Source organism: Saccharopolyspora sp. MMCC62, assembly GCF_057736575.1.
The window spans coordinates 14,551-31,464 of record NZ_JBYKCM010000014.1; the positions used below are offsets into that span (position 1 = coordinate 14,551).

Consider the following 16,914-nt stretch of genomic DNA (forward strand, 5'->3'; position numbering starts at 1 on the left):
GCCCCCGCCGCAGGCAGGAGAGGAGAGAGCGGTGACCCGAACGTTGCGGGACCGGCGCGTGCTGGTCGCGGGTGCCGGGGTGTCCGGCCGCTCGGCGGCCGAGGCGCTGCTGGCAGCCGGTGCCGAAGTCACCGTCACCGACGCGTCCGAAGAACGGCTCGCCGCGCTCGACTCCGTCCGCGCCGTCGGCGGGCGGCTCCTGCCCGGGTTGCTCGAACCGCCCGCCGGGACCGACCTCGTCGTCACCAGTCCCGGCTGGCGGCCCGGCACCCCGCTGCTGGCCGCGGCCGCGGCCGCGGACATCGAGATCATCGGCGAGGTCGAGCTCGCCTGGTGGCTCGACCGGGCGCGGCCCGAACCCGCCCACTGGCTCGCCGTCACCGGCACGAACGGCAAGACCACCACCGTCACCATGCTCGAATCGGTGCTGCGCGCCGCCGAGCTCGACGTCGTCGCCTGCGGCAACGTCGGGCTGCCCGTCGTGGACGCGGTGCGCGCCGGGCACCGGGTGCTCGCCGTCGAGCTGTCCAGCTTCCAGCTGCACTGGTCCCGATCGCTGGCCGCCGAGGCCGGGGTCGTGCTCAACCTCGCCGACGACCACCTCGACTGGCACGGCACCCTCGACGCCTACGGCGCCGCCAAGGCCAAGGTGTACGCGGGCAACGTCGTCGCGGTGCACAACGCGGACGACGAGTGGTCCACCCGGCTCGCCACCGGCGCGGGCAGGCCCGTGTCCTTCACCCTCGGCGAGCCCGGACCCGGCCAGCTCGGCATCGCGGGCGGCGCCCTGCTCGACCGGGCCTTCGCCGCCGACCCCGCCGGGGAAGTGCTCGCCGACGTCGCCGACGTGCGCCCCGGCGGACCGCACAACCTCGCCAACGCGCTCGCCGCCGCCGCGCTCGCCCGCGCGCACGGCGTGCCCGCCGACGCCGTCGCCCGCGGCCTGCGCGCCTTCGAACCCGGCGCGCACCGCTCCGTCGTCGTCGCCGAGACCGGCGGCACCACCTGGGTCGACGACTCCAAGGCCACCAACCCGCACGCCGCCGACGCCGCGCTGCGCGCCCACGACCGCGTCGTGTGGATCGCGGGCGGGCTGCTCAAGGGCGCCGACGTCGAGGAACTCGTCGCGCGCAACGCCGGGCGCCTCGCCGCCGTCGTGCTCATCGGCCGCGACCGCGCCGCGTTCGCCGAAGCGCTCGCCCGACACGCCCCGCACGTGCCCGTCGACGAGGTCTCCGCGGGAGACGATGCGGGCATGTCCCAGGCCGTCACCAGGGCCGCCGCGCACGCCGCCCCCGGCACCGCGGTGCTGCTCGCCCCCGCCGCCGCCTCCATGGACATGTTCACCGACTACGCGCACCGGGGCCGGGCCTTCGCCGACGCCGTGCGGGCCCTGCCCGCCGCCGAGCCCGCCACCGGCGGGTGAGTCCGATGGCCACCCCCGCAGCGACCGCCCGCAGGCCGCGCCGCACCCGCAAGCCCACCGGGCTCGCGGCCATCACGACGCCGCTCACCGCGTGGCTCACCCGGCCGCTCGCCTCGTTCCACCTGCTGCTCGCCGTGTTCGGCCTGCTCACCGTGTTCGGGCTCGTCATGGTGCTGTCCGCGTCCAGCGTGGACTCGTTCACCAGCGCCGGATCGTCCTACGACATCTTCATCCGGCAGGTCGTGTACTGCGGCGGCGGGCTCGTGCTGTTCTACGGGGCGCTGCGGCTTCCGGTGCGGCAGATGCGCAAGCACAGCCTCACCGTCTTCGGCGGCTGCCTGCTGCTGCTCGTGCTCGTGCTGACCCCGCTCGGCAGCGTCCGCAACGGCGCGCAGAGCTGGTTCGTGTTCGGCGGGATCTCCTTCCAGCCCGTCGAATTCGCCAAGATCTCCTTCGCGCTGTGGGGCGCGCACGTGCTCGTCACCAAGCGCGGGCTGCTCGCCCAGTACCGGCACCTGCTGGTGCCCGTGGTGCCCGCGGCGATGCTGATGTTCGCGCTGGTCATGCTGCAGCCCGACCTCGGCTCCACGATCACGCTGTTCATCGTGCTGCTCGCGCTGATGTGGTTCGCCGGGGCGCCGCTGCGGCTGTTCGGCGTCTCCGTGCTCGGGGCCGTCACCGCCGCCGTCGTGCTCGCGATGGTCGCGCAGTACCGGATGGACCGGATCACCACCTTCCTCGACCCGGCCTCCGACCCCACCGGACGCGGCTACCACGCCCGGCAGGCGCTGTTCGCGCTCGCCGACGGCGGGCTGTTCGGCCGCGGGCTCGGCCAGGGCTGGTCGAAGTGGCAGTACCTGCCCAACGCGCACAACGACTTCATCTTCGCGGTCATCGGCGAAGAGCTCGGCTTCGTCGGCTGCGTCATCGTGCTCGTGCTGTTCGGCACCACCGCCTACGTCGGGATGCGCATCGCCGCCCGCAACACCGACCCGTGGATCCGGCTCGTCGCCGCCACCCTCACCACCTGGCTCGTCGGACAGGCCGCGATCAACGTCGGCTACGTCGTCGGCCTGCTGCCCATCACCGGGCTGCCGCTGCCGCTGATCTCCTCCGGCGGCTCGTCCGTGGTGACCAGCATGCTGGTGTTCGGGCTGCTGGCGAACTTCGCCCGGCACGAGCCCGAAGCGATCGCCGCGCTACGGTCGCTCGGACCGGGCCGCGTCGGGAAACTGCTGCGCCTGTCCACACCAGAGCCTTACCGCCCGCCGGCGAAACGCCGCCCGGCGCGCACCGCGCCCACCAGCCGCCCCGGAGCGCGCAGCGCAGGGGCCCAGCCGACCCGCCGGGGATCACCGGACGCGCGGAACCGCACCGCGGCCCGCGGCAAGACCGGATCCCGGGCACAGACACGAGGAGGACACCGTTGAGCGGGCAGCACCCGGCCCCCGGACACCCCGCCCGGCGCGGCCTGTCGGTCGTCGTCGCAGGCGGCGGCACCGCCGGACACATCGAGCCGGCCCTCGCCCTGGCCGACGCCGTGCGCAGGATGCGCCCGGACGCGCGCATCACCGCGCTCGGCACCGAACGCGGACTGGAGAACCGGTTGGTGCCCGCTCGCGGGTACCCGCTGGAACTGGTGCCGCCGGTGCCGATGCCGCGCAAGCCCAGCACCGAACTGCTGCGGCTGCCGCTGAAGGTGCGCGACTCGGTGCGCAAGACCAAGGACGTGCTCGAACGCGTCCAGGCCGACGTCGTCGTCGGGTTCGGCGGCTACGTGTCGCTGCCCGCCTACCTCGCCGCGCGCGGCCGCACCCCCATTGTCGTGCACGAGGCCAACGCCCGGGCGGGCATGGCGAACAAGGTCGGCGCCCGGTTCGCCGAACGCGTCCTCGCCGCCACCCCCGACAGCGGACTCGCCGGGGCCCGGCCCATCGGCATCCCGCTGCGCGAATCCATCACCAGCCTCGACCGCGCCGCGCTGCGCATGCAGGCCCGGCAGTTCTTCGGGCTGCACCCGCACGCGCCGACCATCCTCGTGTTCGGCGGATCGCAAGGCGCCCAGACGCTGAACACCGCGTTCTCCGGAGCCGCGCAGGCGCTCGGGCGCGCGGGCATCGGCGTGCTGCACGCGCACGGGCCGAAGAACACCCTCGCCGTGCAGCAGGTTCCCGGTGCTCCCGTCTACAACGCGGTGCCGTACCTGGAGCGGATGGACCTCGCTTACGCCGCCGCCGACCTCGTCGTGTGCCGCTCCGGTGCCATGACCGTCGCCGAGGTGTCCGCCGTCGGACTGCCCGCCGTGTTCGTGCCGCTGCCGCACGGCAACGGCGAACAGGCCCTCAACGCGCAGCCCGTCGTCTCCGCGGGCGGTGCCCTGCTCGTCGCCGACGAGGACATGACGCCGGACAAGGTCATCAACGAGATCCTGCCGCTCGGCCGCGACCCGCAGCGGCTGCACATGATGAGCCGTGCCACTCTGGGTACCGGACACCGGGAAGCCGATCAGGTGCTGGCCCGGATCGTGCTGGAGGTGGCCGGCCAGTGACCGAAGCCCAGACCGCGGAACGCAGCGGCACCGACGACCTGCTGTCCCGCGTCCACCTCGTCGGCATCGGCGGTGCGGGCATGAGCGGCATCGCCCGCATCCTGCTCGCCCGCGACCGGCAGGTCTCCGGTTCCGACGCCCGCGACTCCCGCACCGTGCTCGCGCTGCGCGCCCAGGGCGCGCAGGTCGCGCTCGGGCACCGCGGCGAGAACCTCGACCAGCTCGGCCAGGACCCGACCGCAGTCGTGGTGTCCACCGCGATCCGGCCGGACAACCCGGAACTCGTCGAAGCCCAGCGCCGCGGCGTCGCCGTGCTGCGCCGCGCCGAAGCGCTCGCCGCGCTCATGGCCGAACACCGCGTCGCCTGCGTCGCGGGCACGCACGGCAAGACCTCGACGACCTCGATGCTCACCGTCGCGCTGCAGCACTGCAGGCTCGACCCGTCGTTCGCCATCGGCGGCGACCTCAACGAGTCCGGGGCCAACGCGCACCACGGCGAAGGCGGCGTGTTCGTCGCCGAAGCCGACGAGAGCGACGGCTCGTTCCTCGTGTTCGCCCCCTCGGTCGCCGTGGTCACCAACGTCGAACCCGACCACCTCGACCACCACGGCACCGCGGAGGCCTACACCGAGGTGTTCGACGAGTTCGTCCGCCGCGTCGAACCCGGCGGCGTGCTCATCGTCAACGCCGACGACCCCGGATCCGCCCGGCTCGCCGGGCAGGCCGCCGCGAGCGGACTCCGCGTCCGCCGCTACGGGCACACCGCCGGTGAGCCCGGCGACGCGCGCATCGTCGACTACCGGCCCGAGCACGGGGCGGGCGTCGCCGCCGTCGAACTCGACGGGAAGCGGATCGACGTGCAGGTCTCCGTGCCGGGCGAGCACATGGCCGGCAACGCCGTCGCCGCGCTGCTCGCCGGGCTGGAACTCGGGGCGCCGCTGGAGGAACTGCTCGACGGGCTCGCCGCGTTCGGCGGAGTGCGCCGCCGCTTCGAGTTCAAGGGCCAGGCCGGTGGCGTGCTCGTCTACGACGACTACGCCCACCACCCCACCGAGGTCGACGCGCAGCTGCGCGCGGCCCGGCCCGTCGTCGGCGACGGCAGGCTCGTCGTGGTGTTCCAGCCGCACCTGTTCTCCCGCACCGCCGCCTTCGCCACCGAGTTCGCCACCGCGCTGGGCCTCGCCGACGAGATCGTGGTGCTCGACGTCTACGGCGCGCGGGAGGACCCGCAGCCCGGCGTCACCGGTGCGCTCATCGCCGACCAGATCCCGGGTGCGGCGGACCGGGTGCACTTCGAACCGTCCCTGACCGATGCGGCACCGCTCGTCGCCGGGCTCGCCGCACCGGGAGACCTGGTGCTCACCATGGGCGCCGGTGACGTGACCATGCTCGGCCCGGAGATCCTCGGTGAACTGGAGCGGGCCGCGGGAACCGGAGGAACGGCGGGGTGAGCGCGGCAGGGCGGTCGTCGAACCGGCCGGGGGTGCGCCGCACCCGCGGCCGGCCGGTGCGCGGTGGGATCCAGCGGCCGCAGCGCCGCTGGGTGCTGCCGGTGGCGATGTCCGTGGTGACCGTCCTGGTGCTCGCGCTCTACTACAGCCCGCTGCTCGGTGTCCGCTCCGTGCAGGTCGCCGGGCTCACCGGCGTGCCGGAGCAGCTCGTGCTGGACACCGCGGGCGTCGGACTCGGCACCCCGATGCTGCAGGTCGACGCCGAGGGCATCCGGTCCCGGCTCGGCGCGGTCCCGGAGATCGCCGATTCGGAGGTCCACCTGGAGTGGCCCTCGACGGTACGACTGGAGATCGCCGAACGCGTCGCCGTGGCGTACGTGCCCGCCGACGGGCCAGGGGAGAGCGGGTTCCGGCTGATCGACGCGGCCGGGGTGCCGTTCCGCACCGTGCCCCGCCCGCCCGGCGGGCTCGCCCAGCTGCGGCTCGGCGAGGACCGGGCGGAGAGCGTGCGGACCGCGATGATCGCGCTCACCGCGCTGCCCCCGGACCTGCGGTCCCAGGTCACCGAGGTGCGGGCCGAACGGCCGCAGAACCTGTACCTGGCGCTGGGCGGAGGCAGGCAGGTGCACTGGGGGGAGAGCACGGCCGCGGACCGGAAGGCGGCGATCCTGGTGCCGCTGCTGACCCGCTCCGGACAGGTCTACGACGTGACGAGCCCGGATCTGCCGACGGTGGCGTGATCGGCCGGCTGCTGCGGGGGCCGTGATGGAGTCGGGTGCGGCCGGTGCCGGGCACGGCCCTCCGCGGTGCAGGTCGTTCGGCGGGTTCGCCGTTGATCCGGCGAAGGTGGGATCGGCGACGGCCAATCGGGTGCGGTGATCACTCTAATGGCGGTCGACCATTGGGAAGAGTGAATCCGTCCGATCGCGGATTTCTCCCGCGGTGTCGACGTCCGTACGCCTGGAAATCGAGTGATTTCGGAATAAGACAACAGGAATGTCATCTTCGGCAACTCTGCTGAGTACGCTCCGTGGCCGCCGTCCGACTTTCAGGTGGAAAACCGCGTGACGGCCATTTAATTCGACCGAATTGACCGGTCGGATCGATAACGTTTCCCCGTCCGATCAGATCGGAGCGAGGAGGCGAAGTGACCGACGGTGCAGGGTCGGCGCGTGGTGGCGGTGGTGGCTCGCTGGAGGCCGTTTCCGCGCAGCTGGCCGGAATCTCGGCCCAGAACGAGCAGCTCCGGGCGCAGGTGGCGTCCGGTCGGCTCAAGATCGACCCGGAGGCGGCGGAGAAAGCGGCGCAGGCTTATGAGAAGGCGCTGCGGCGAGTTGAACGGCTCAATCGCAACATGGACGCCATGCGGCGGGTGCAAGGGCTCGGTGATTACTGCTCGGCTGTGCAGTTGGCGCAGAAGTTCGCCGCGAAAGCCGATGATGAAACATCCGGCGCCGCCGCATTGCTCGCTCGGTTGTGCAGAGAGCTGCAGGGGAAGGCGGAACTACTCAGGCAGGCGGCCAAGGATTACACCGCGATCGACGATGGCGTCGCGCACGGGCTCCGGCGAGGTGAGGGATGAGTTCCGTTCTGCGCAAGAGCGCTGCCGTGGTGCTCGCCGTGGGGACATTGCTGGCGCTTTCCGGGTGTGCGCTGGATTCCCAGGCGGACGAGCAGCCCGCTCTGGCCGAACACGTGCGGACGGTCGGGCTTGCGAAGGTCGACCCGTGCACGATGCTCACCACGCCCGAGCTGTCCGCGCGGGGTGCGTGGCCGCCCGGCTATCCGAACAACAACCTCTCTTGGGAGCCGGGCTGTGACTTCGACGGAGATCCGTTCGGTTACAGCTTTTACAAGAACCAGGAGATGACCGTCGAGCGCTACGGGGCGCAGACGAACTGGGCGAAGTTCGAACGGGCTGAGCTCGACGGAAGGGCGGCCGCGATCACCGTCGTCCGAGGCTCCATGTCGTCCCGCATCTGCTCCACGATGTTCGACGCCGGGGGTGGCGTGATCATCGCGACGGCGCAGGAGACCGGCGACGGAACCCGTGACGAGTGCGCCGAGTCCTGGCAGGTGGCGGAGCTGATCGCGGCGAAGAGCCCACGCTGATCAGCGGCGAACACGTGAAACGCCCGCCGGCGATTCCGGCGGGCGGCCGCGAACCGGGGGGATGAATTGGGATTCGGGGACTGGGCGGAGCGCGCCGTGGACACGGCCCACGATGCCGGGGCGTCCTGGCTGGGCTACGAGACGACGGCGCAACGCGCGGCGCGGGAACAGGCGGAGGCGGCCGAGCGCTCCGGCGAGCGGCGGCGCGACGTGCTGGCCGACCGCAACGAGCAGCTGCACGCGGGTGGCGAGTTCGACCCGCCGTCGATCACCGAGCAGGAGAACTGGCAGTCCTACAGCCACCACGAGCTGTACGAGACGAACGAGCGCTCGCTGGACCCGGCGAAGGCGCAGGAGGTCGCGGAAGCGTGGCGCCGGATCGGCACCGCCCTCGCGGAGATCGGCCCGGACCTGCACCGCGATGCGGGTGCCGCCATCGCGGGCGGCTGGGAGGGCGAGGCGGCGGACGTCGCCACGGCTTCCGCCGAACCGCTCGTGCAGTGGATGTCCGACAGCGGCCAGGCGTTCCAGCTGACCGGGAACAAGGTCGAGCAGGCGGGTTCGGCCGCGGGCCAGGTGAAGGCGATGGTGCCGAAGCCGCAGGACTACAGCATCGGCCGCACCCTCGCCGCGGGCATTCCCGGCGGGTTCGTCGGCGGCGGCGTGGACGCGCTCGCGCAGATGCGGGAACGGCAGGAGGCGGAGCGCGCCGCCCAGGAGACGATGCAGCGCGTCTTCACCCCGACGTACCACGACGTGGACGGGACGATTCCGGTCTACCCGGGTCTGGACGGCGCGCCGCTGCCGCCGCCACCACCCGTGGCGCCCCCGCCGGTCGAGCCGCCGCCTCCGCCGGTGGAGCCGCAGGACCGCGGTCGGGGTGGCGCGGATCGTGCCGGTGCCGACCGGACCGGTGTCGATCCGACCGGCCACGACCGCGGCGGCGGTACCGGGCGCCCGGACGGCCCGGCGGGGTCCGATCCGTCGTGGGTTCCGGACCAGCGCCCCGACGGCACCCCGGAACGAGTACCGCCCGGCGGGCAGCGCGTCCCGCCGTCACCGGTGCTGCCCGGTCCGGTCCCGCTGCCGGGCGGCGGCGTCCCGGGTGGCACCGGTAGCGGCCGAGGCGGCGGTCCGGCCCCCGGCGGCCGTGGTGCGGGAGGCCGCGGTGCAGGAGGTCGCGGAATCGGCGGAACGGGTGGCAGGCCCGGCGGCGGAACTCCCGGAGCCCGGGCGGGCGGCCCCGGCGACCAGCCGGGCCCGGGCGGACGGGCGGGCGTCGGAGCCGGTTCCGGAGCGGGCGTCCGTGGTGTCCCGGCAGGCGGCCCGGCCGCCTCGACCGGCGGTGCACGCGGGGGCGCCGGGGGAACGGGCGCGGCCCGCCGCGGCGAAGGCGGCGAGGACTACGAGCACGAACGCCCCGGTTGGCTGGAGGAGCAGGACGACGTCTGGATGGAGGGCATGCCGAAGACCGCCCCACCGGTCTTCGGCGAGTGAGCACCTCCGCGTCGCTGCGGGGGTGGGCCGGCCCTCGACGGCGTTCTCGCCGCGGGCTTCGTCGGCACCGGTAGGAGAACGTCCTCGCGAGAGCGCCGCTGCGAACCCGCGGGTGGCCGAGCTGCGCACGGGGTCGCAGCGGACAGGACGGCGGTCGTGGGGAAGGGAGTCTTCGAGGATCGTGCCTAGGGGGAACGAGATGGCACTGGTGGTCCGGTGGCGGTTGCACCCGCTGCACCTGTACTTGTTGCGCCGCTACCTGGCGGTGGATGATCTCGCGCTGCCGCTGGAGGCACCGGCTTTCGGGCGCACGCGGCGGCAGCTCCGCGAGCTGGCGCGCCGGGAAGCCCCCGCGATGCACCGGGCCGGGCTCCTGGTGGACGACGAGGTCCCGGCGGAGCTGGCGGAGGCGCTGCGGGTGCTCGCGGGCCCGCACCTGTGGGTCGACTCGGTGTGGTGCCCGGAGTTCGGCGGTGTGGCCGCGTGGCGCTCGGTGGCCGCGCTCGCCGGCCGCGACCGGGTGGTTCTCGGCGTGCAGGAACCGGGGGAGGACGCGCGGTACGGCGGGACGCTGACCGTGGAGCTGCACCACCGGGCGGCGCTGTCCGAGGTGCTGCTGGCGACGCTGCCACCGGCGCCGCCCGGAACCCGCGGCCGGGTGCGGGTTCCGGAGAGCTCGCTGCGGTCCGGCCCGGAGGAACTCGCCACCGGATTCCTGCAGCAGGTGGCGCCGGTGCGCGGCAGCAGCGGTGACCGGCTGGTCGAGCAGTACCGGAGCATCGGATCGGCCCCGCACCTGCGGGCGGGCCAGTTCGCCGCGTCGGCGCGCGATCCGCGCGGTGCGCGGCGGCGTTCGGCGGTGGTGCGCTGGTTCGACAACGCCGCCCCCGACGGCCGCTACCTGGACCACGCGGAGCGGGGCGGCGTGGGCGAACGGGTGCACGCCCTCACTCCGGCGGACGCACGGGAGGTTCGCACCCGAGTGGAAGCGCTGGTCGAGTCGGTGCGCTGACCCCCGTGCACCCCACCAATGGCGCATTGACCGCCTTCGATCGCCGGGAATAGCGTTCGGCAATCGATTTCTGGGGGGACCGGATGCGCGACGTGCCCGCGATCAGCCGTCGCACGGCCCTGCGCGGGGCGGGGGCGGCGCTGCTCGCGGGAGCCGCCGGCTGTGCCCCGGCCCGCGACCCGCACGAGATCAGCCTGTGGAACTTCTACGGCCCGGGCGGGCAGAACAAGAGCCAGAGCGACTGGATCAGCAAGCTCGCCGCGGACTGGAACGCCACGCACGAGGTGCAGGTGCGGCTGCGGTACGTGCCGAACAAGGACTACAAGGCCGGGCCCACCCTGCAGACCTCGTTCAGCGCCGGTGCCGGTCCGGACGTGTTCCTGCTCAGCCCCGGCGATTTCCTGCGCTACTACAACGGCGGTGCGCTGGCCGACCTCACCCCGCACCTCGAACCGGGCGTGCGGGAGGACTTCCTGCCGGAGGTGCTGGCGACGCGGCTGGTCGACGACCGGGTGTTCGGGCTACCGATGGAGATCGAACCGCTGGCGCTGTTCTACAGCGAGGACGTGTTCGAACGCGCCGGGCTCGCCGAAGGGGACCTGCCGGGCACCTGGGACGAGCTGCTGGGCCTGGCCGAGCGGCTCACCACCCCGGACCGGTTCGGGATGCTGTTCGAGACGAATCCCGGCTACTACCAGAACTTCACCTGGTACCCGTGGCTGTGGATGGCCGGTGGGGACGTGTTCACCCCGGACCAGCGGCGCAGCGCCTTCGACTCGCCGGCCACGCACCGGGCGATGCGGTTGTGGCAGGACGCGGTGCGCAGCGGTGCCGCGCCGCGCCGGGTGCGCGGTGAAGGCGGCAACGACACGATCTCCAACCTGGCGCAGGGCTATTGCGCGATGCAGCAGCTGGGGATCTGGGGCATCGCCGAGATCGCCGAGCAGGCGCCCGATTTCCGCTACGGCGTCACCCCGATGCCCGCACCGCCGGGCGGTACCGCGACCACCGCGCTGGGCAGCTGGGCGATGGTCGCCAACGCCTACGGCGCCAACCCGGAGGTGGCGGCCGAGTTCGTGGCCTGGGCGCTCGGTTCCTCCGATCCGGCGTGCGTGGAGCGGATGCGGCAGTGGAACACCGTGGCGAAGACGGGCATCCCGCCCCGCTATTCGGTGCGCCGCGCAGCCGAGGCGCACGGTGCCTTCGACGACGGCCCGATGCGGGTGTTCGCCGACGAGGTGATGGCCGAGGCTCGCCCGGAACCGCGTTATCCGCCGGAGGTGTACCGCGCGATCTCGGACGCGTTGCAGTCCTGCCAGCTCGACGGCGCCGACCCGGCCGCGGTGGCCGGGGCGGCGTCCGAGCAGATCGACACGTTCCTGGCCGGCTACGACGGGGCGGCGATCCAATGAGCGCCCGGCGTTCCGACGGCCGGGCCGCGCTCGGCTTCCTGGCCCCCGACGCGGTGGGGCTGCTGGTGTTCGTGGCGGTGCCGACGGTGCTGGCGCTGGTCGTCGGACTGTTCGAAGTGGACGGTTTCGGCAACGTCGAGTGGGCGGGGCTGGACAACTTCCGGTTGATGGCGGGCGACGGGCTGCTGTGGCGCAGCTTCGGCATCACCGCGCTGTACGCGGGCCTGTTCGTGCCGCTGGTGTTCGCGTGCGGGCTGGCGCTGGCGCTGCTGGTGCGCGACCACTTCCCGGGGGTGGGGGCGGTGCGCGCGGCGCTGTTCCTGCCGAACGCGGTGAGCCTGGTGGTGATCGGGCTGCTCTGGCAGTTCCTGCTCACCGACAAGACGGGCCTGGTGAGCCGGGTGCTGGCGGTGTTCGGCCTGGACGGGGTCTCCTGGCTGGGCGATCCGGACCTGGCGCTGGTCACGCTGGTGCTGATCAGCGTGTGGTTCCTGATGGGCTACCAGATGCTCATCTTCCTCGGCGGGCTGAACGACATCCCCGGCGACCTCTACGACGCGGCCACGGTGGACGGTGCGGGCGCGTGGCACCGGTTCCGGCACGTGACCTGGCCGATGCTGCGGCCGACGAGCTTCTTCGTGCTCATCACGTCCACGGTGAACGCGGTGGCCGGGTTGCAGGCGTTCGACCTGGTCTTCGTGACGACTTCGGGCGGCCCGGCGAACGCGACGTCGACCGTCGTCTACTACGCCTACCAGCAGGCGTTCCAGTTCGGCCGGTTCGGCTACGCGGCGGCGATCTGCGCGCTGCTGGTGCTGCTGCTGGGCGCGATCACCGGGGTGCTGTTCGCCGCGACCCGAGGAGGCCGGTTCGATGCGTAGCGGGATCCGCGGGCGGGCGCTGCTGGCGTACCTGGTGGCGCTGCTGACGATCGCGCCGCTGCTGTGGCTGCTGCTGGCGGCGTTCCGGCCCGCGGCGGAGCTGTTCTCGGTGGGCTGGCCGAGCGCGTTGACGCTGGAGAACGTGGGGTACGTGCTGACCGAGGTGCCGTTCCTGCGCTACCTCGCGAACAGCGCGTTCGTCTCGGTGGTGGTGACGGCGGTGGCGCTGCTGGTGCACTCGATGGCCGCGTACGCGTTGGCGCGGATGCACTTCCGCGGCCGGGGGATCGCGTTCGCGGCGGTCATCGCGACGCTGCTGATCTCGCTGCCGGTGATCCTGGTGCCGCTGTTCCTGGTGGTGCGGACGCTCGGCATGGTCGACACGTACGCGGGGCTGATCGTGCCGGGCGTGTTCAACGCGTTCGGTATCTTCCTGCTGCGGCAGTTCTACCTGGGGGTGCCGCGCGAGCTGGAGGACGCGGCGCAGCTGGACGGCTGCGGGCACTGGCGCACCTACTGGCACGTGGTGCTGCCGTTGAGCAGGCCGATGCTGGCGGCGCTGGCGGTGCTGTTCTTCCTCGCGAACTGGAACTCGTTCCTGTGGCCGCTGGCGGTGGCCCAGGACGAGTCGCTGCAGGTGGTGCAGGTCGGCATCGCCTCGTTGCAGGGCCAGTACGCCTCCAAGCAGCAGTACGTGATCGCCGCGGCGCTGCTGGCCGCGATCCCCACGGTGCTGGTGTTCCTGCTGGGGCAGCGCAAGCTCATCTCCTCGCTGAAGACCACCGGGCTGAAGTGAGCGCCGCTGTCGGGGGTCGGGCGTAGCGTCCGCGGCACCGGCGGAGGGGGAGCGATGCGGGCGGCGCGGTTGATCTCGTTGGTGCTGCTGCTGCAGAACCGGGGCGCGGCGACCGGCCCGGAGCTGGCGGCCGAGCTGGAGGTCACCGAGCGCACCGTGGCCCGCGACGTGCGGGCGCTGGCCGAGGCCGGCGTGCCGGTCTACGCGGAACGCGGCCGCAACGGCGGCTACCGGTTGCTGGGCGGCTACCGGACGCGGCTCACCGGGTTGCACCGGGCGGAGGCCGAGGCGCTGCTGCTGGCCGGAATCCCGGGTCCGGCGGCCGAGATGGGCCTCACCGAGGCCGTCGGCAGCGCCCGCCGCAAGATCTCCGCCGCGCTCGCGCCGAGCAACCGGGACGTGCCGGACCGGGTCGGGCGGCGCTTCCACCTGGACGCGCCCGGCTGGTTCCGGGAGGCGGCGACGCCGCCGCTGCTGCCGGAACTCGCCGACGCGGTGTGGCAGGACCGCGCGGTGCGGGCCACCTACCGGCGCGGCGACCGGGAGGTGCACCGCGAGATCGAACCGCACGGCCTGGTCCTCAAGGCGGGCGCCTGGTACCTGGCGGGGCGCTGCGACGGCCGGTTCCGGGTGTACCGCGTCGACCGGTTCCGCTCCGCGGAGCCCGGCGAGCCGTTCGAGCGGGACACCGAGTTCGCGCTGCCGGAGTTCTGGGCGCGCCGCGGCGCCGAGTTCGAACGCGCCCTGCTGCGCGCGGAGATCACCGTGCGGCTCGCCCCGGGCGCGCTCGCCGCCTTGCACGCCCAGGTCGGCGGCCCGGGCGCGGCGGACGCGCGCGCCGCGGCGGGGGAGCCGGACGAGCAGGGCTGGGTGACGACCACCCTGCCCGTCGAGTCCCTCGAGGTCGCGCACGCGCAGCTGCTCGGGCTCGGCGCGCAGGTCCAGGTGCTGGCCCCGACGGAGCTGGCCGAGCGGATGGCGCGGACCGCCGCCGAGCTCACCGAGCTGTACCGGGCGGCGGATCAGCGGTACCCGGTGGTGTCCTCCGGCGCGCCCGCCTCGACGACTTCCGCGATGTAGCGCCACGAATCCGGTCGCGACCCGTCCAGGTCGGTGAACCCGTAGTGCTCCGCGAGCTCGAAGCTGGAGACGGTGCGCCCCGCCCAGCGGGACACCTCCGGATCCGCCGCCAGGGCCGCGACCCCGCGGCCGACGAAGTGCGGCGATTCCGAGATCGAGAAGTGCGGTTCGGTGGCCTCGCGCCAGTTCTGCTCGGTGACGCCGAAGTGGTCGAGCATCATCTCGGAGCGCAGCCAGCCCGGGGTGATCGCGAGTGCGGTCCCGCCGTGCGGGCGCAGCTCTTCGGACTGGGCGAACGCCAACCTGCTCGCGGCGATCTTCGTCACATCGAAGAACGCGCCGCAGTCAGCGCGGTAGCGCCGGTTGTACTCGGTGGTGCCGTCGGTCAGCTCCACCACCAGCCCGCCGGGGGTGCGGGACAGCAGCGCGAGCGCGAAGTGGCTGGTGATCAGGTGCGCTTCGATGCCGATCCGGAGCCTGCGCAGCCCGAGGTCCAGCGAGTGCTCCCACACCGGTTTGTGCCAGTCCATCAGGTGTTCGCCGCCCATGTCGTTGACCAGCAGGTCCAGTCGGCCGCGCTCCCGCTCGATCCGCGCCACCAGCTCCCGCACCTGCTCCGGGACCTGGTGGTCCACCCGCACCGCGATGCCCTCGCCGCCCGCCGCGGTGACCAGCTCCGCGGTGTCCTCAATGGACTCTGGGCGGTCGTAGTCGGAGCGTTGCTCGCGAGTGGTGCGCCCGGTGCCGTACACCGTGGCGCCAGCGGCGCCCAGCTCCACCGCGATCGCCCGGCCCGCGCCCCGCGTCGCGCCCGCGACCAGCGCGATCTTCCCCTGCAGCGGTCGTCCCATCGTCGTGCTCCTCCGCCGGTTCCGGTTCGTCCCGCCGATGCTGGCGGCGAATCCGGACGACCGCGGTCCGGATTCCGGCGGCGTTCTTTTCCGAGTGGGCCACCCGGCACGCCCGGACGCGCGGTACGGTGAACATCGGTGATCGCGCAGCGCGCCGATCACCGTGCAGGCGAGAACGACGGTCGAGGCGGATCTGCGACGTGGGTGGCATGACACACCTGGGAGAACTCCCGGCGTGGCTGCTGGACGCGGCGACGCGGGCATGCCTACGGTCCGCACCGGGTACGGGGTTGACCGCGTTTCGATCTTGTGCTCGCACGGGACCACTCCGGTGTCGACCGGTACCCGTGCCGGCCCCGGACTACTGTCCGGTTCCCACGGTGACCGCTCCCGCGGCGGTCCGAGCAACGCAGAGCGCTCAGCCACGACCAGGAAGGCGGACCCGATGACGCCCCCGCACAACTATCTCGCGGTGATCAAGGTCGTCGGCATCGGTGGAGGCGGCGTCAACGCCGTCAACCGCATGATCGAGGTCGGGCTCAAGGGCGTCGAGTTCATCGCGGTGAACACCGACGCCCAGGCCCTGCTGATGTCCGATGCCGACGTGAAGCTGGACATCGGCCGCGAACTGACCCGAGGACTCGGCGCGGGCGCCGCCCCCGAGGTCGGGCACAAGGCAGCCGAGGACCACAAGGAAGAGATCGAAGAGGTCCTCAAGGGCGCCGACATGGTCTTCGTGACCGCGGGCGAAGGAGGCGGCACCGGCACCGGTGGCGCCCCCGTGATCGCCGACGTCGCGCGCAAGCTCGGCGCACTGACCATCGGCGTGGTCACCCGGCCGTTCTCCTTCGAGGGCAAGCGCCGGGCGAACCAGGCCGAGCAGGGCATCAAGGAGCTCCGCGACTGCTGCGACACGCTCATCGTGATCCCGAACGACCGGCTGCTGCAGCTCGGTGACATCGGGGTCAGCCTGATGGACGCGTTCCGCTCCGCGGACGAGGTGCTGCTCTCCGGTGTGCAGGGCATCACCGACCTGATCACCACGCCGGGTCTGATCAACCTCGACTTCGCCGACGTCAAGAGCGTCATGTCCGGGGCGGGCAGCGCCTTGATGGGCATCGGCTCGGCGCGCGGGGAGGGCAGAGCCGTGCAGGCCGCGCAGAAGGCGATCAACTCGCCACTGCTGGAAGCCTCGATGGAAGGCGCGCACGGCGTGCTGCTGGCCATCGCGGGCGGCTCCGACCTCGGCCTGTTCGAGATCAACGAGTCGGCCTCGCTGGTGCAGGAGTCCGCGCACCCCGAAGCGAACATCATCTTCGGTACGGTCATCGACGACTCGCTCGGCGACGAGGTGCGGGTCACCGTGATCGCCGCCGGTTTCGACGCGGGCGCGCCGACCCACAAGAAGCTCGAACCGACGAGGGTCGGCGGCAGGGACACCGTCGCCGGCGGCGAAGCGGGCCAGGTCACCGAGGGGCAGGTCGTCGACAGCACAGCCGAAGCCGCCCCCGAGCCGCCCCCCGCACCGCAGCAGCAGGCCCCCGCCGAGCAGCCACCGGCCCCGGCCCCGCAGCCCGAGCCGTACACCCCGCCGCAGAGCTACGAGCCGCAGAACTACGAACCGCGGCCCACCTACGGCGAGGGCGGCACGCCCGGCGTCTCGGTGCCGACCCGCTCCGGCGGCGGCTACCCGACGCACACCGGCACCCAGGGCATGAGCGGCCAGCTGCCGTCCCGCCCGATGCCGGTCTCGGACGACAACGACGACGACGTGGACATTCCTCCGTTCATGCGACGCTGATCGCCTTCGAACGTGGGCCAGAATGGGCACCGGGACGGACACCGTCC

At 72.9% G+C, this 16,914-nt stretch carries 15 protein-coding genes; 14 read left to right on the forward strand and 1 reads right to left on the reverse strand.

All coding sequences use genetic code 11. The features are described 5' to 3' along the window. Nucleotides 1-31: 31 nt before the first annotated feature. From murD to AC29IT_RS26055, 13 genes are all read left to right on the forward strand, one after another. Nucleotides 32-1,426, forward strand: a complete 1,395-nt coding sequence (gene murD / locus AC29IT_RS25995; protein ID WP_488220418.1) for a UDP-N-acetylmuramoyl-L-alanine--D-glutamate ligase — start codon at nt 32-34, stop codon at nt 1,424-1,426. Nucleotides 1,427-1,431: 5 nt separating this feature from the next. Then, nucleotides 1,432-2,856 carry a putative lipid II flippase FtsW gene (ftsW, locus tag AC29IT_RS26000; protein ID WP_358435995.1) on the forward strand — a complete coding sequence of 475 codons (1,425 nt, stop codon included), beginning with the start codon at nt 1,432-1,434 and terminating at the stop codon, nt 2,854-2,856. After that, the gene (gene murG, locus AC29IT_RS26005) at nt 2,853-3,974 is read left to right on the forward strand and encodes an undecaprenyldiphospho-muramoylpentapeptide beta-N-acetylglucosaminyltransferase (protein WP_358435998.1); all 1,122 of its coding nucleotides are present in this window, start codon (nt 2,853-2,855) and stop codon (nt 3,972-3,974) included. The genes ftsW and murG overlap by 4 nt, the downstream gene beginning before the upstream one ends. After that, nucleotides 3,971-5,425: a UDP-N-acetylmuramate--L-alanine ligase gene (gene murC, locus AC29IT_RS26010; protein ID WP_488220419.1), complete on the forward strand. Its 1,455-nt coding sequence runs from the start codon at nt 3,971-3,973 to the stop codon at nt 5,423-5,425. Before murG ends, murC begins: the two co-directional genes overlap by 4 nt. Continuing rightward, nucleotides 5,422-6,165, forward strand: coding sequence for a cell division protein FtsQ/DivIB (locus AC29IT_RS26015; RefSeq protein WP_358436004.1), 744 nt, complete (start codon nt 5,422-5,424; stop codon nt 6,163-6,165). The genes murC and AC29IT_RS26015 overlap by 4 nt, the downstream gene beginning before the upstream one ends. A gap of 407 nt (nt 6,166-6,572) precedes the next feature. Next, on the forward strand, nt 6,573-7,007 hold the full coding sequence (locus AC29IT_RS26020; RefSeq protein ID WP_488220420.1) for a hypothetical protein: 435 nt from the start codon (nt 6,573-6,575) through the stop codon (nt 7,005-7,007). Beyond that, on the forward strand, nt 7,004-7,537 hold the full coding sequence (locus AC29IT_RS26025; RefSeq protein ID WP_488220421.1) for a DUF3558 family protein: 534 nt from the start codon (nt 7,004-7,006) through the stop codon (nt 7,535-7,537). Before AC29IT_RS26020 ends, AC29IT_RS26025 begins: the two co-directional genes overlap by 4 nt. A 96-nt stretch (nt 7,538-7,633) precedes the next feature. Then, nucleotides 7,634-9,034: a PPE domain-containing protein gene (locus AC29IT_RS26030; protein WP_488220422.1), complete on the forward strand. Its 1,401-nt coding sequence runs from the start codon at nt 7,634-7,636 to the stop codon at nt 9,032-9,034. Nucleotides 9,035-9,233: 199 nt separating this feature from the next. Beyond that, nucleotides 9,234-10,046 carry an ESX secretion-associated protein EspG gene (locus AC29IT_RS26035; protein WP_488220423.1) on the forward strand — a complete coding sequence of 271 codons (813 nt, stop codon included), beginning with the start codon at nt 9,234-9,236 and terminating at the stop codon, nt 10,044-10,046. An 83-nt stretch (nt 10,047-10,129) separates the two neighbouring features. Then, nucleotides 10,130-11,458 carry an ABC transporter substrate-binding protein gene (locus AC29IT_RS26040; RefSeq protein ID WP_488220424.1) on the forward strand — a complete coding sequence of 443 codons (1,329 nt, stop codon included), beginning with the start codon at nt 10,130-10,132 and terminating at the stop codon, nt 11,456-11,458. Then, entirely contained in the window at nt 11,455-12,339 is an 885-nt protein-coding gene (locus tag AC29IT_RS26045) for a carbohydrate ABC transporter permease (protein ID WP_358436021.1), read from the forward strand. The genes AC29IT_RS26040 and AC29IT_RS26045 overlap by 4 nt, the downstream gene beginning before the upstream one ends. Continuing rightward, nucleotides 12,332-13,135, forward strand: coding sequence for a carbohydrate ABC transporter permease (locus tag AC29IT_RS26050; RefSeq protein ID WP_488220425.1), 804 nt, complete (start codon nt 12,332-12,334; stop codon nt 13,133-13,135). The genes AC29IT_RS26045 and AC29IT_RS26050 overlap by 8 nt, the downstream gene beginning before the upstream one ends. Before the next feature lie 54 nt (nt 13,136-13,189). Beyond that, nucleotides 13,190-14,215, forward strand: a complete 1,026-nt coding sequence (locus AC29IT_RS26055; RefSeq protein WP_488220426.1) for a helix-turn-helix transcriptional regulator — start codon at nt 13,190-13,192, stop codon at nt 14,213-14,215. On the opposite strand, the gene AC29IT_RS26060 is transcribed toward AC29IT_RS26055, so the two are convergent. Next, nucleotides 14,158-15,066: an SDR family oxidoreductase gene (locus AC29IT_RS26060; protein WP_488220427.1), complete on the reverse strand. Its 909-nt coding sequence runs from the start codon at nt 15,064-15,066 to the stop codon at nt 14,158-14,160. The two genes, AC29IT_RS26055 and AC29IT_RS26060, sit on opposite strands and share 58 nt — an antisense overlap. Before the next feature lie 445 nt (nt 15,067-15,511). Between AC29IT_RS26060 and ftsZ the strand changes: the two genes are divergently transcribed. Further along, nucleotides 15,512-16,867 (forward strand): cell division protein FtsZ, encoded by a 1,356-nt coding sequence (gene ftsZ, locus AC29IT_RS26065; RefSeq protein ID WP_488220428.1) that lies wholly within the window; start codon nt 15,512-15,514, stop codon nt 16,865-16,867. Nucleotides 16,868-16,914: the final 47 nt, after the last annotated feature.

Bases quoted from the DNA above. Each gene is read 5' to 3' on its own strand.
- AC29IT_RS26045 (WP_358436021.1), top strand. From the start codon at position 11,455: ATGAGCGCCCGGCGTTCCGACGGCCGGGCCGCGCTCGGCTTCCTGGCC.
- AC29IT_RS26060 (WP_488220427.1), bottom strand. From the start codon at position 15,066: ATGGGACGACCGCTGCAGGGGAAGATCGCGCTGGTCGCGGGCGCGACG.
- ftsW (WP_358435995.1), top strand. From the start codon at position 1,432: ATGGCCACCCCCGCAGCGACCGCCCGCAGGCCGCGCCGCACCCGCAAG.
- AC29IT_RS26035 (WP_488220423.1), top strand. From the start codon at position 9,234: ATGGCACTGGTGGTCCGGTGGCGGTTGCACCCGCTGCACCTGTACTTG.
- AC29IT_RS26055 (WP_488220426.1), top strand. From the start codon at position 13,190: ATGCGGGCGGCGCGGTTGATCTCGTTGGTGCTGCTGCTGCAGAACCGG.
- AC29IT_RS26040 (WP_488220424.1), top strand. From the start codon at position 10,130: ATGCGCGACGTGCCCGCGATCAGCCGTCGCACGGCCCTGCGCGGGGCG.
- AC29IT_RS26050 (WP_488220425.1), top strand. From the start codon at position 12,332: ATGCGTAGCGGGATCCGCGGGCGGGCGCTGCTGGCGTACCTGGTGGCG.
- ftsZ (WP_488220428.1), top strand. From the start codon at position 15,512: ATGACGCCCCCGCACAACTATCTCGCGGTGATCAAGGTCGTCGGCATC.
- AC29IT_RS26025 (WP_488220421.1), top strand. From the start codon at position 7,004: ATGAGTTCCGTTCTGCGCAAGAGCGCTGCCGTGGTGCTCGCCGTGGGG.